This is a genomic window from Microbispora sp. CL1-1, assembly GCF_012034195.1.
Classification (GTDB): Bacteria; Actinomycetota; Actinomycetes; order Streptosporangiales; family Streptosporangiaceae; genus Microbispora.
The window spans coordinates 26,227-39,446 of record NZ_JAATEK010000045.1 but is presented as its reverse complement, the minus strand read 5'-3'; the positions used below and the strand labels follow the sequence as shown (position 1 = coordinate 39,446).

At 72.0% G+C, this 13,220-nt stretch carries 15 protein-coding genes; 12 read left to right on the top strand and 3 right to left on the bottom strand.

What is annotated here, in order from left to right; genetic code table 11:
* The first annotated feature begins 304 nt into the window (after positions 1-304).
* Positions 305-1,579 (top strand): MurT ligase domain-containing protein, encoded by a 1,275-nt coding sequence (locus HCK04_RS34230; RefSeq protein ID WP_142651497.1) that lies wholly within the window; start codon positions 305-307, stop codon positions 1,577-1,579.
* On the top strand, positions 1,569-2,276 hold the full coding sequence (locus HCK04_RS34225; protein WP_142651496.1) for a glutamine amidotransferase: 708 nt from the start codon (positions 1,569-1,571) through the stop codon (positions 2,274-2,276). The genes HCK04_RS34230 and HCK04_RS34225 overlap by 11 nt, the downstream gene beginning before the upstream one ends.
* Positions 2,277-2,312: 36 nt before the next feature.
* Here HCK04_RS34225 and HCK04_RS34220 read toward each other — a convergent pair whose 3' ends face one another.
* On the bottom strand, positions 2,313-2,675 hold the full coding sequence (locus HCK04_RS34220) for a DsrE family protein (RefSeq protein WP_142651495.1): 363 nt from the start codon (positions 2,673-2,675) through the stop codon (positions 2,313-2,315).
* A gap of 120 nt (positions 2,676-2,795) precedes the next feature.
* Between HCK04_RS34220 and HCK04_RS34215 the strand changes: the two genes are divergently transcribed.
* From HCK04_RS34215 to HCK04_RS34175, 9 genes are all read left to right on the top strand, one after another.
* Positions 2,796-3,290, top strand: coding sequence for an FABP family protein (locus tag HCK04_RS34215; protein WP_142651494.1), 495 nt, complete (start codon positions 2,796-2,798; stop codon positions 3,288-3,290).
* 350 nt (positions 3,291-3,640) lie between these two features.
* On the top strand, positions 3,641-4,054 hold the full coding sequence (locus HCK04_RS34210) for a Fur family transcriptional regulator (RefSeq protein WP_142624056.1): 414 nt from the start codon (positions 3,641-3,643) through the stop codon (positions 4,052-4,054).
* Positions 4,055-4,136: 82 nt separating this feature from the next.
* Complete coding sequence (locus HCK04_RS34205; RefSeq protein ID WP_260617508.1) at positions 4,137-4,973, top strand: STAS domain-containing protein; 837 nt, start codon at positions 4,137-4,139, stop codon at positions 4,971-4,973.
* On the top strand, positions 4,973-5,338 hold the full coding sequence (locus HCK04_RS34200) for an STAS domain-containing protein (protein WP_185949086.1): 366 nt from the start codon (positions 4,973-4,975) through the stop codon (positions 5,336-5,338). The genes HCK04_RS34205 and HCK04_RS34200 overlap by 1 nt, the downstream gene beginning before the upstream one ends.
* Positions 5,335-5,736, top strand: coding sequence for an anti-sigma regulatory factor (locus tag HCK04_RS34195; protein WP_142651492.1), 402 nt, complete (start codon positions 5,335-5,337; stop codon positions 5,734-5,736). The genes HCK04_RS34200 and HCK04_RS34195 overlap by 4 nt, the downstream gene beginning before the upstream one ends.
* A 1-nt stretch (position 5,737) precedes the next feature.
* Entirely contained in the window at positions 5,738-6,739 is a 1,002-nt protein-coding gene (locus HCK04_RS34190) for an ATP-binding SpoIIE family protein phosphatase (RefSeq protein WP_205831061.1), read from the top strand.
* Complete coding sequence (locus HCK04_RS34185) at positions 6,739-8,508, top strand: ATP-binding protein (protein WP_142651491.1); 1,770 nt, start codon at positions 6,739-6,741, stop codon at positions 8,506-8,508. The genes HCK04_RS34190 and HCK04_RS34185 overlap by 1 nt, the downstream gene beginning before the upstream one ends.
* The gene (locus HCK04_RS34180; protein WP_142651490.1) at positions 8,492-10,075 is read left to right on the top strand and encodes a fused response regulator/phosphatase; all 1,584 of its coding nucleotides are present in this window, start codon (positions 8,492-8,494) and stop codon (positions 10,073-10,075) included. The genes HCK04_RS34185 and HCK04_RS34180 overlap by 17 nt, the downstream gene beginning before the upstream one ends.
* Positions 10,076-10,158: 83 nt before the next feature.
* Positions 10,159-11,217: a folate-binding protein YgfZ gene (locus HCK04_RS34175; RefSeq protein ID WP_142651489.1), complete on the top strand. Its 1,059-nt coding sequence runs from the start codon at positions 10,159-10,161 to the stop codon at positions 11,215-11,217.
* Between the two features lie 21 nt (positions 11,218-11,238).
* On the opposite strand, the gene HCK04_RS34170 is transcribed toward HCK04_RS34175, so the two are convergent.
* On the bottom strand, positions 11,239-11,769 hold the full coding sequence (locus HCK04_RS34170) for a VanZ family protein (RefSeq protein WP_142651488.1): 531 nt from the start codon (positions 11,767-11,769) through the stop codon (positions 11,239-11,241).
* 36 nt (positions 11,770-11,805) lie between these two features.
* Positions 11,806-12,231 carry a D-aminoacyl-tRNA deacylase gene (dtd, locus tag HCK04_RS34165; RefSeq protein WP_142651520.1) on the bottom strand — a complete coding sequence of 142 codons (426 nt, stop codon included), beginning with the start codon at positions 12,229-12,231 and terminating at the stop codon, positions 11,806-11,808.
* 45 nt (positions 12,232-12,276) lie between these two features.
* Here dtd and HCK04_RS34160 point away from each other — a divergent pair, with 45 nt between their 5' ends.
* Complete coding sequence (locus tag HCK04_RS34160) at positions 12,277-13,218, top strand: asparaginase (protein WP_142651487.1); 942 nt, start codon at positions 12,277-12,279, stop codon at positions 13,216-13,218.
* Positions 13,219-13,220 lie beyond the last annotated feature (2 nt).

The following is a 13,220-nucleotide window of genomic DNA, read 5'->3' as shown; positions in this document are numbered from 1 at the left end:
CCCGTAAGGAGTCCCGAGAGCCCATGCCCTCACCTCGCCTGCGGCGACTCGCGTCCCCGCTCACCTGGCACTGGGAGAACCAGCTCCCGCCACGCATGTCCGGCCTCACCGACACCGAGTGATCTTGCATGTGAACCGGGAGATCATCCACCACGGGGCCGAGATCGCGCTGCTCCGCGACCTCCTATCGGGCCACGCGGCCGGGTGACCGCGGGACGCCGTAGAGCGGCGCAGGCGTCGGGCGGGCGGCGTGCGGGCGGCGTGCGGGCGTCGGGCAGGCGCCGGGCGCGGTTAGGATCTCGGCATGAGTCAGCTTCCGTTGCGGGCGCAGCTCGCCAGCGCCCTGGGCCGCACGGCCGCGACGCTGTCCAGGGCCACCGGGCGTGGCGACGGCTCGGTGATCGGCGGCAGGGTCGGCCTCATGCTGGAGCCCGACCTGCTGCGCAAGCTCGCGGCCGACCGCAAGCTCGTCCTGGTCAGCGCCACGAACGGCAAGACCACGACGACGCGTCTGATCACCTCGGCGCTGCAGGAGCTCGGCGACGTCGCGACCAACGCCTTCGGCGCCAACATGCCCGCCGGCCACGTGTCGGCGCTCGCCTCCAACAAGGACGCGCCGTACGGCGTGCTGGAGGTCGACGAGAAATACCTCCCCGAGGTCCTCGACACGACCCACGCCGGCATCGTCTGCCTCATGAACCTGAGCCGCGACCAGATGGACCGGGCGGCCGAGATCTGGCTGCTGGCCCAGAAGTGGCGCCGCGCCCTCGCCGGCAGGCCCGTGCACGTGATCGCCAACTGCGACGACCCGCTGGTCACCTGGAGCGCGTCCACCGCCGCCCGGGTCACCTGGGTGTCGGCGGGGCAGCGCTGGCGTGAGGACTCGTGGTGCTGCCCCGAGTGTGGCGGCCCGCTCGACCGCTCCGGCTTCGGTAACGGCGGCCAGGGCCTCACCGCGGCGCAGATGGCCGAGACCAACTGGGCGTGCCGTGAGTGCGCCTTCCGCCGGCCCGAGCCGAGCTGGGTGCTCGACGGGGAGTACGTGACCGATCCCCGGGGCCAGCACTGGCGCCTGGACCTCCAGCTTCCCGGCCAGGCCAACCGGGCGAACGCCGCCGTGGCGCTGGCGGTCGCCGAGACCCTCGGCCTCGACCCCGCCCGGGCGCTGCCCCGGCTGCGTACGGTCACCTCCGTCGCCGGGCGCTACACGACCGTGGAGCGGGACGGCCGGTCGCTGCGGCTGCTGCTGGCGAAGAACCCGGCCGGGTGGCTGGAGGCGTTCGACGTCGCCGACCCGGCGCTGCCGATCATCCTGTCGGTCAACGCGCAGGGGCCCGACGGCCGCGACACCTCCTGGCTGTGGGACGTCGACTACCGCATCCTGCGGGGCAGGCCCGTCCTCGTCACCGGCGAGCGCCGCCGCGACCTCGCGCTGCGGCTTGCCGTGGCCGAGGTCCCGTTCCAGCTCTGCGACTCGTTCGAGCAGGCGGTGGGCCTCCTCGCGCCCGGCAAGATCGACGTGATCGCCAACTACACCGCGTTCCAGCAGATCCGAGCGGAGTTCGGCCGTGCAGTCTGAATTGTCCATCGTCTGGATCTATCCCGACCTTCTCAGCACGTACGGGGACCAGGGCAACGTCCTGGTGCTGGAGCAGCGGGCCAGGGCCCGTGGCATCCGGACCAGGACCATCCACGTGCGGTCGTCCGACCCCGTGCCGCAGCAGGGCGACGTCTACCTGATCGGCGGCGGCGAGGACCGGCCGCAGATCCTCGGGGCCGAGCGGCTGCGCCGTGACGGCGGCCTGCACGCCGCGATCCAGCGCGGCGCCGCCCTGCTGGCGGTCTGCGCCGGTTACCAGATCATGGGCACGGTGTTCGGCGGCGAGGAAGGGCAGCCGGTGCCCGGCATCGGCCTGCTGGACATCAGCTCGGGGCGGGGCGAGCGGCGCTCCGTCGGCGAGCTGGCCGCCGAGGTGGACCCCGCGCTGGGGCTGCCCACGCTGACGGGCTTCGAGAACCACATGGGCGTGACCAGGCTCGGCCCCGGCGTGCGCCCGCTGTCGCGCACCATCGTCGGCACCGGCAACGGGGACGGCACCGAGGGCTGCTACGCGGGCCGCATCATCGGCACCTACCTGCACGGGCCGGCGCTCGCCCGCAACCCCGCGCTTGCCGACCTGCTGCTGAGCTGGGTGGCCGGGCCGCTGCCGCCGATCGACGACCGCTGGTATCAGGCGCTGCGCGACGAACGCCTGCGCGCGGTGCTGCCGAGCTGACCCGCCGGCGAACCACGGCTCGCCGGCAGAGCCAGGTCAGTAGACCAGCGCCTGCACGCCCTCGCCCAGGGCCTCCTCGACGAACGTGGAGGCCCCGGCGATGCGCACGCCGTCGATCACATCGTCAACGGTGATGCCCCTGCGGGCCGCGCACTGGGTGCACAGCGTGACCCTGCCCGCGGCGAGCACGGCGTCGAGCAGGTCCTCCAGCGGGGCGGCCTCGGCCAGGGTGAACTCCTTGGCCCGGCCCGGCAGCGCGAACCACGCGGATTCACCGGTCAGCCACAGCGAGACCGGGACACCGCTCGCCAGCGCGGCCGCCGCGATCGTGAACGCCTGGTTGCACCGCTCCGGGGCGTCCGCCCCCGCCGTCACCTTTATCACCAGTGATCTCGCCATGGTGTTGAGCCTAGTCCGCCGGGGGTGGGTGGTGTGTCGGCGCATGCCGTACAAGTTGGGCAATCGGCGCATGCCGCGCATGGTGTGAGGGGTTGCTCGCGCGCCTCTAAGCTCGTGTCTATGGACGTACATCCCGACCTCGAGCCGATCGCCTTCCTCCTGGGCCGCTGGGAGGGGGCCGGGGTGATCGGATATCCCACCATGGAGAGCGCCAACTTCGGCCAGGAGATCGTCTTCGGGCACACCGGGAAGCCGTTCCTGACCTACGAGAGCCGCACGTGGCTGCTCGACGCCGAGGGCGACAAGGTCCGGCCCCTGTCCACCGAGACGGGGTTCTGGCGGATCCAGCCCGAGCGCCAGATCGAGGTGTGCCTCGCGCACCCGACCGGCATCGTGGAGATCTACGTGGGAGAGGTCGTCTTCCACAAGATCGAGTTGCGTACGGACGTGGTCGCGCGGACCACGACGGCCAAGGAGTACAACGCGGGTCACCGGCTCTACGGCCTGGTCAACGGCAACCTCATGTACGCCTACGACATGGCGGCGATGGGGCACCCGCTGCAGTCGCACGCCTCGGCGGAGCTCAAGCGGGTCGGCGACTTCGAGTCCGAATAGCGAAAAAAAAGAACCCCGGGCGCGCTCCGCCTCGTTTGAGGCGGGCCGGCTGGACCATGGCCGGGACGGTAGTCGTCCGCGGCCGCCGGCTGCCCGGGGTTCCGGTGTCTGTCGAGGATTCGCCAGGATGTCGTCCGACATCCAGACGGAAGGTCCAGATGGACGAGTCCTAGCGGACAGCCACCTCGCTAGCCCAAGAATGATCAACCATTGTTTGGACCACCTCCCTTCTGCGTGCCTTCACGCTATGCGATCGTCCCGCGGGCGGGCAAACAATTTATGTGGTGACGTTCCCGCCCTCCCGCCGCAGCCGAGAAGACGCCCCCCGGGGCACGACTTACACTCTGGGCATGGCCGAGACTTGGCACGAGGAGCTGCGGGCTCGCGGCTACCGGATCACCCCCCAGCGTCAGCTCGTGCTGGAAGCGGTCACCGAGCTGGGACACGCCACGCCCGAGGACATCTGCTGCCGGGTGCAGCAGACGGCCAGGGGCGTCAACATCTCGACCGTCTATCGGACCCTCGAACTCCTGGAGGAGCTCGGGCTGGTCACCCACACCCACCTCGGTCACGGCGCCCCCACCTATCACCTCGCCTCCGAGGCCGACCACGTCCACCTCGTCTGCCGGGGGTGCGGCGAGGTCACCGAGGTGGCCCCCGAGATGGTGGACGGCCTCGTCTCGGCCCTGGACAAGGAACTGGGCTTCGCGACCGACGTCCGCCATCTAACGGTTTTCGGGTATTGCAGCAAATGTCGCCTATGAGTATTCTGGTCCGTTTTGGGGGCAATGCTCGAGTGCCGGTAGCGTGACGAGTGGCGCATACGCCGATCGTCAGGAGATGAGGGTGACCGTTCCCGCGGAGGCCGCCAGGCGGCGCATAGTCGAGCTTTTTCTGTCCAGCGAGGAGTCGTTGCTCCGGCGGTGGACCCAATTGTCCGGAGCGTCTCCCGATGACCTTCGTGACCTCTACCAGGCATTGCGCACCGCTCTGAGCAGCGACGCCGGGGACTTCGCCGACGTACGCGGGCTGCTCGCCGAGCTCTCCCGCGCCCGCGTCCGGCAGGGGCACACCCCCTCCGACACCGCGCGGCTCGTCTTCTCGCTCAAGGAGGCGTTGTACGAGGCGGCCGAGGCCGACGGCGGCCCGGAGGCGCTGCGCGGGTTCGTGTGGTTCTCCCGGCTCGTCGACGACCTGGGCCTGTTCACCTTCGAGACCTACACCGCCGCCCGGGAGAGGATCATCCTCGACCAGGCCGAGCAACTGCTCGAACTCTCCACGCCCGTGGTCAAGCTGTGGGAGGGCATCGTCGCAGTGCCGCTCGTCGGCACGCTCGACTCGGCCCGCACCCAGGTCGTCATGGAGAAGCTGCTCCAGACCCTGGTCGACACCGGCTCGGAGCACGCGGTCATCGACATCACCGGCGTGCCCGCCGTCGACACGCAGGTCGCCCAGCACCTGCTCAAGACCGTCGTCGCCGCCCGCCTCATGGGCGCGGAATGCGTGATCTCCGGCATCCGCCCGCAGATCGCGCACACGATCGTCACGCTGGGCATCGAGTTCGGCGACATCGTCACCAAGGCCTCGCTGGCCGACGCGCTGTCGTACGCGCTGAAGCGGAGCGGCGTGGAGATCACGGGCGCGGCGAAGACGCGGGTCGCGGTCAGGGCGGAGCGCGCCTGATGGAACGCGTGCCGATTCTCAAGCTCGGCGACATCCTGATCGTCTCGATCCAGATCGACCTCGACGACCAGAGCGTGCTGGCCCTGCAGGAGGACCTGGCGGACACGGTGGTCTCCACGGGTGCGCGCGGGGTCATCATCGACATCACGGCCGTCGAGATCGTCGACTCGTTCATCGGCCGCATGTTCTCCACGATCGCCGCGATCACCCGCATGCTCGACGCGGAGACCGTCGTGGTCGGCATGCGTCCCGCGGTGGCGATCACACTGGTCGAGCTGGGACTGTCGCTCGGCGGCGTGCGCACGGCCCTCAACCTGGAGAAGGGCGTCGCGATGCTGGAGCACGTCAGGGACGGCGCGGGGTGAGCGCGACCCGGGAGCTGCCCATCGCCACCAACGGCGACGTCGTCGTCGTGCGTCAGCAGACCAGGATCCTGGCGGCGGAGATCGGGCTCTCCCTGGTCGACCAGACGAAGATCGTGACCGCCGCCAGCGAACTGGCCAGGAACGCCCTTGTGCACGCCGGCGGGGGCCGGGTGCTGATCGAGATGCTGGAAGGCGGGCGGCGGCCGGGCCTGCGGCTCGTCTTCACCGACGAGGGGCCGGGCATCCCGGACATCGCGCAGGCGCTGACCGAGGGCTGGAGCACCGCAGGGGGGCTGGGACTCGGGCTGAGCGGCTCGCGGCGGCTCGTGGACGAGTTCGACCTCGTCTCCGCGCCCGGTGAGGGCACCCGCGTCACGGTCACCAAGTGGGGCCGGTGACATGACGATGCCGCACCGGTATGAGGACGTCTGGGTCTCCACCGCCGATCCGAGCGTGATCGGCGCGGTGCGCCGGACGGCGGTCGCCCTGGCCACGGCCTCGGGGTTCGACCAGAACCGCACCGGCCAGGTCGCGGTGGCGGTGACCGAGGCGGTCTCGAACCTGGTCAAGCACGCGGTGGACGGCTCCGTGCTCGTACGCCCCCACCTGGAGCGGCCGGGCGCGGTCGAGCTCGTGGCCGTCGACAGGGGCCCCGGAATCGCCGACCTCGGCCGCGCCCTGCGCGACGGCTACTCCACCTCGGGCACGCTCGGCATCGGCCTCGGGGCGATCGCCCGCATGGCCACCGGCTGGGACGTCTACTCGGTGCCCGGCAGAGGCACCGTGCTGGTCATGCACTTCACCCCGGACGGGCAGCCCGGCCCGCCGCTGCGGGTGAGCGGGCTGCGCCGCCCCATCGGCGAGGAGAGCGTGTGCGGCGACGCCTTCGCCTTCGCCGACGACGGCGACACGATCAGCGTGCTGGTCTGCGACGGCCTCGGCCACGGCGACCCCGCCGCGCACGCCTCCCGCGAGGCCGTACGGATCTTCATGGAGGAGCCGCACGCTCTTCCGGCCGCCGCCCTCGAACGCCTCCATCAGGGGCTGGGCCACACCCGGGGTGGAGCGGTCGCGGTCGTGCGGGTGGGCCGGGAGAGCGTCACGTTCGCCGGGCTGGGCAACGTCTCGGGCTGGATCGCGCACGCCGAGGGCCGTCAGGGGATGATCTCGCTGCCCGGCATCGCCGGGCACAAGGGCAGGCGTCCCCGGCAGTACGAGTACGCGCTGCCGCCGCACGCCACGGTGGTGCTGCACTCCGACGGCCTCACCGATCGCTGGGACCCCGCCTCCTTCCCCGGCTTGTTCGCCCACTCCCCGGCCGTGGTGGGCGCGACCCTGCTGCGCGACGCCGGCAGCCGCAGGGACGACGCCTGCGTCGTCACGGTCAAACAGGGGCAGTGATGGGCGAGGTACTCACCCGCGTGGAGATCCGCAGGGAGCAGGACGTCTTCGCCGTACGGCAACTCGGCCGTTGGATCGCCGAACTCGTCGGGCTGGAATCCCAGGACCAGATCCGGGTGGCGACGGCGCTCAGCGAGATCGGCCGTGAGGCGCTGACCCGGGGCGCCGGGAGCGTCGTCGTCTTCGACCTGCGCGAGGACAGGCTGGTCATCACCGTGGACTATCCCGGCGGCGCCGGCGTGGGGCAGACCGAGGGTGTGAAGCTGGCCGGTCGCATGGTCGACGAAGTCACGCTCTCGGCCGAGGAGGGACGCGTCACGCTGGTGAAGCGGGTGCCCGGGCACCACAGCCGCCGTACGCTCGACGGCATCCGCGCGGAGCTGGCCCGCCGCTCGCCGTCCACGGCGGCCCTCGACGTGCTGCGGGAGCAGAACAGGGAGCTGGCCGCCACCCTGGAGGAGGTGCTCCGGCTCAACGCGGAGCTGACCGAGACCAACCAGGGCGTCCTGGCGCTCTACAACCAGCTGTCGGCCGAGCTGGAGGAGACCAACCGCGGCGTCGTGGCGCTCTACGCCGAGCTGGACGAGAAGTCGTCGCAGCTTCGGCAGGCGGCCGAGGCCAGGCAGCGGTTCTGGGCCAGCGTGAGCCACGAGCTGCGACTGCCGCTCAACTCGATCATCGGGCTGGTGCGGCTGCTGCTCGGCTCGGGCGGCGATCCGCTCAGCGAGGAGCAGGAGCACCAGATCACGCTCATCGGCACGTCCGCGGAGACCCTGCTGGCGCTGGTGGGGGAGCTGCTCGACCTGGCCAAGGCCGAATCGGGGCGGCTGGACCCGCATCCGTCGATGGTGGACGTGGTCGCCCTGGCCGAGGAGCTGCGCATGACGCTCCAGCCCACCGGACCGGCCGACAGGGTCACGCTGTCGGTCGACGTGCCGGGCGAGATCGGCGAGATGCTCGTCGACGAGGGCATGCTGACCACCATCCTGCGCAACCTGCTGTCGAACGCGCTGAAGTTCACCGAATATGGGGAGGTGCGGCTGGCGGCCGTCGTGGACACCGCCATGGCGGAGGTCGTCTTCACCGTCACCGACACCGGCGTGGGCCTTTCCTCCGAGCACCTGGAGCGCGTCTTCGAGGAGTTCTACCAGGTGCCCGGGTCGCTGCAGCTCAGGGCGAAGGGCACCGGTCTCGGCCTGCCGTACGCGCGGAGGCTGGCGGAGGCCCTCGGCGGCACGCTGGAACTGGCGAGCACGCCGGGCGAGGGCACCACGGCCACGCTGCGGGTGCCGCACCGGACGTCCGGTCCGGAGGTGGGCCGGGTGCTCGTGGCCGACGACGACGCGGGCTTCCGCGCGGCGGCCCGGCGGATGCTCTTCGGGTTCGCGGCCGCGGTGGACGAGGCGGCCGACGGCGTCGAGGCCCTGGAGCTGATGCGTGAGCGGCCTCCGGAGGTGGTCCTGATCGACCTGCTCATGCCGCGCCTCGACGGCACGGCGCTGCTGCACCGGATGGCCGAGGACGACGCCCTGCGCGGCATTCCCGTGGTCGTCGTGTCGGTGGCGTCCGAGCAGCCGGGACCGCCGCACGTGTCGTCCGAGCAGCCGGGACCGCTCGAGCAGCGGGGGCCGCTGCATCCTGTGCTGCTGCCGAAGCACGGGCTGCGCAGGGACCGGCTTCTGGAGGCGATCCGGGAGGCCGTACGCGACAGCGCTGGGAACGTGAGCGCCGGGAACGTGAAGGGGGACGGGCATGGCACCCGAGATTGACATCGCGGCGACGGTGCTGGTCGTCGACGACGTCCCCACCAAGCGCTACATCCTGGCGAGCTGGCTGCGCCGCGGCGGGCACCGGGTCATCGAGGCCGGCGGCGGCGAGGAGGCGCTGGCCCTCGTCGGCGAGCTCAAGCCCGACCTCGTCATCCTCGACGTACGGATGCCCGACGTGGACGGCATCGAGGTGTGCGAGAAGATCAAGGCCGACCCGGAGACCTCCTCGATCCCGGTGATCCAGGTGTCCGGCAACGCCGTCACTCCGGCCGACCGCGCCGAGGGGCTGGAACGCGGAGCCGATGCGTACCTGTCGGAGCCGATCCAGCCCGACGAGTTCGCCGCGACCGTGCGGGCCACCCTGCGCTACTACCGGGCGCGGCAGCGTGCCGAGCGGATGGCGGCCAGGCTCAGCGAGCTGGCCGAGATCACGCTGGAGATGAACCAGGCGGAGGACTTCGAGTCGCTCCTGTCCGTGGCCGCCGAGGGCTGCTCCCGCCTGCTGGAGCGCTACTCGCGGGTGCTGGCGATCCCGCCGGACGGCAGGGTGCGCAGGTTCTCCGCCCGGCCGGGGGAGCACGCGGCGCCGCGGCTGGTCCATCCCGACACCCTGGAACGGCTGAGCACGATCTCCATCGGGGAGTCCCCCGGCGTGCAGACGTTCGAGGTCGACAATGAGACCTGGGCCCGCCTCGTGCCCGACAGCGACATCGTCGCCCGTGTGGCGGGCGTGCTGTGCCGTACGAAGACGGGCCGGTCACCGGTGTTCCTCGGGGTGGAGACGGACGCGCCGCTCGACGGCGAGGAGCTGAGCCTGCTGCGGCAGCTCGGCCAGGCGCTGGCGCTGGCGGTCGACGCGGCACGCGCCTACGCGGAGGAGCACATGATCTCGCTCACGTTGCAGCGCAGCCTGCTGCCCGCCGCGATCCCCCGGGTGCCCGGCCTGCGGATCAGCGTGCGCTATCAGCCCGCGGTGGACAACGTGGAGGTGGGCGGCGACTTCTACGAGGTCCTGCCCCTCGGCGACCGGGTGCTGGTCGCGCTCGGCGACGTGCAGGGCCACTCGCTGCACGCCGCCACCGTGATGGCCGAGCTGCGCTACGCGCTGCGGGCGTCGGTGATCGACGCCGTCGATCCCGCCCGGTCGATGAGCCTGCTCAACGCCGTCCTGCGGCGCTATCACCCCGGCATGACGGCGACCGTCTGCCTGATGCTGATCGATCCCGCGACGGGGGAGACCGAGATCGTCAACGCCGGGCACATCCCGCCGCTGGTGGCCGGCGCGGGAGCGGCCTATCACCGGTTCGGCAACCTGCTGCTCGGCGTGGCCCACGAGCAGTATCGGGTGGACCGGGTGCGGCTGCCCGACGACGCCACCGTTCTGCTGTTCACCGACGGGCTGATCGAGGACCGCGACAAGCTGCTCGACGAGAGCCTGGAGATCGCCCGCCAGCAGGCCGAGGACGTGGGCGACGACCTGGAGGGCTTCTGCGACCGGCTGATCGCCACCTTCGGCGCCCGTGAGGACGACGTCGCGCTGGTCGCCCTCCGGCGGGTGCCGCTCTGACGGTCGTCCACAGGCAGGGGGTCGTCCACAGGCGAGCCGTCCGTCGCCGCGACCGCTGTGGGGGACCGAATAGCCTTGGACACATGCGGAGCCCTTTGCTTGACACACCCGGCGCGGTCGCCGCGCAGGCGCCGGACGAGACGGTCGCGGCCCATTACGGCGATCCCTACGCCGAGCAGCGCGCACTGGCCGCCGGGCGGGCGCTGGTCGACCGGAGCAACCGCGAGGTCGTGCGGGTCAGCGGGCCCGACCGGCTGAGCTGGCTCAACAGCCTCAGCTCGCAGAAGCTCGACACGCTCCAGCCGGGCACGCCCGCCCAGGCGCTGCTGCTCGACCCGCAGGGCCGCGTCGAGCACCACCTCACGCTCGTGGACGACGGCGAGGCCGTGTGGGCCCACGTCGAGCCGGGCACCTCGGCCGAGCTGGTCGGTTTCCTGGAGAAGATGCGGTTCATGCTGCGGGTCGAGGTCGCCGACGTCACCTCGGACTACGCGGTGGTCTCGCTCGCCCCGCCGTCTCCGGACGCGAACGCCGGAACATCCGTGGAAGGGGCCGTCGCCATCGGCGGCGACCTGCTCGTGCCGCGCGAGCGGCTGGGCGGCCTCCCCGAGGCGCTGGGCCTGCGCCCCGCCGGCCTGTGGGCCTACGAGGCGCTGCGCATCGCCGCCCACGTGCCCAGGCTCGGATTCGAGACCGACCACAAGACGATCCCCCACGAGGTCGGCTGGATCGACGTGGCCGTGCACCTGAGCAAGGGGTGCTACCGGGGTCAGGAGACGGTCGCCCGCGTGCACAACCTCGGCCACCCGCCCCGCCGTCTGGTGTTCCTGCATCTCGACGGCAGCGTGGACGAGCTGCCGCCGCACGGCGCACCGGTGACCCTCGGCGTCGGCGCGCCGGCCGAGGCCGAGCCGGATGCCGCCGTGGAGGGCTCGGCCGCGCCGGGCCAGATCGGTTTCGTGGGCTCGTCGGCCCGCCACTACGAGCTCGGCCCGATCGCCCTCGCGGTCGTGAAGCGTACGGTGCCGGTGGACGTCGACCTGCTGGCCGGCGGCGTGGCGGCGAGCCAGGAGGTCGTGGTGCCGCCGGACGCCGGGCGCAACGTGACGATCGACCCCGCCCTGCGCCGCCGGATCCGATAACCCCCGTTCAACCGGGCCTGTTTACCTGGTCCCCGTCCGGCGGGCCCACCACCGCCGGGTGCAGAGCGCGGCGAGCACCGCGCCCGCCGCGTTGAGGAGCACGTCGTCCACGGAGCTCACCCGGCCGAGCCGCAGGCCGAACTGGAGGAGCTCGACGGTGAGCGAAGCGGTGGCCGCGACGGCGGCCACCGCCGCGGGAGAGCCGAAGCGCGCGGAGCGGACCGGGAGCATCGCGCCGAGCGCGGCGAAGACCAGGAGGTTGCCGCCGATCTGCACGACCGCCGCACCCGGTGACAGGAGCGCGAGCTGGCCCGCCAGGTCCACCAGGGGGACGACGTGCACGCCCTCCTCCACCCCCGGGGTGAGGATCATCCAGATCCAGGGTGCGGTCCCGGCCACCATGACCACATCCGCGACGGACGTCCGGAGCGGAGCGGGATGCCCCCGGCGGGCGCGGCGGCGAGTGAGCAGCAGGACGGCGAGAGCGGCCACGGGAACGGCGCACACGGTCGCGACGACGACATGTCCCCAGGTGCTCCACGCATCCCGCATCCGATCATGATGACAGGCCCGGGAAGGCCGCGGCGCTCAGACGTCCAGGACGAGGGTGATCGGGCCGTCGTTGGTGAGGCCGACCTTCATGTCGGCGCCGAAGACGCCCGTCTCCACCCGCGCGCCGAGCGTCCGGAGCTCGGCCACCACGGCGTCCACCAGGGGCTCGGCCACCGGGCCGGGCGCGGCGGCCTGCCAGGTGGGCCTGCGGCCCCTGCGCGCGTCGCCATACAGCGTGAACTGGCTGATCACCAGCAGCGGCGCGCCGATGTCGGAGCAGGACTTCTCGCCGTGCAGGATGCGCAGCCCCCACAGCTTGGCGGCGAGCCGGGCCGCCTCGGCGCGCCCGTCGGTGTGGGTGACGCCCACGAGCACGAGCAGACCGGGTTCGTCGATGGCGCCGACGACCTGACCATCCACCACAACGGACGCGGAGCTGACCCGCTGTACGACCGCACGCATGGCCCCGAATTCTGCCATGTCCGAGGGCTCCATAGACTGCCCGTCATGTCGGAGATGGTGGTCGAGGTCGTGCGGTCGGGGTTCGTCGAGTCGGTGCATCGCGCACGCGTGCATGTGATCGGGGCGGACGGCGACCCGGTTCTGGTGTGCGGGGACACCTCCAGCCTCGCGTCGCCGCGTTCGTCCATGAAGCCGCTGCAGGCGCTCGCGATGGTGCGGGCGGGCCTGCCGCTGGAGAACGAGCTGCTCGCGCTCGCGGCCGCGAGCCACAGCGGCGAGCCCTTCCATATCGACGGCGTACGGAAGATCCTCGCGGGCGCGGGGCTGGACGAGACCTTCCTGCGGTGCCCGGAGGACCTGCCTCTCGACGAGGAGGCGCGCCGCCAGGTGCTGCGGGAGCACGGCGCGCCCGGCCGGATCCTGATGAACTGCTCCGGCAAGCACGCGGCGATGCTCGCCACCTGTGTGGTCAACGGCTGGCCGACCGACGACTACCGCCATCCCGGTCACCCGTTGCAGCGGGCCATCCGCGCCACGGTCGAGGAGTTCACCGGGGAGCGGGTCGCGGCGACCGGCGTGGACGGCTGCGGCGCGCCGCTGTTCTTCGTCTCGATGGCGGGCGTGGCGCGTGCCTTCCGCGCCCTCACGCTCGCCCCGGCCGGCTCGCCGGAGCGGCGCGTCGCCGACGCGATGCGCGCGCACCCCGAGTGGACGAGCGGCACGACCCGGGCCGAGAACCTGCTGATGCGGGCCGTTCCCGGGTTGCTGGTGAAGTCGGGCGCGGAGGCGTTCGACGCCTTCGCCGACGCCGAGGGCCGGGCCGGGGCCGTGAAGATCGTGGACGGTGGCAGCCGGGCCCGCGTGCCGGTCACCGTCGCCGCGCTGCGCGCCGCCGGGATCGACGCCACCGAGCTGGCCGGGCTGGCCACCTCCCCGCTGTTCGGCGGCGGGGCCCCGGTCGGCGAGGTCCGCGTCCGCCCCGCCTGACG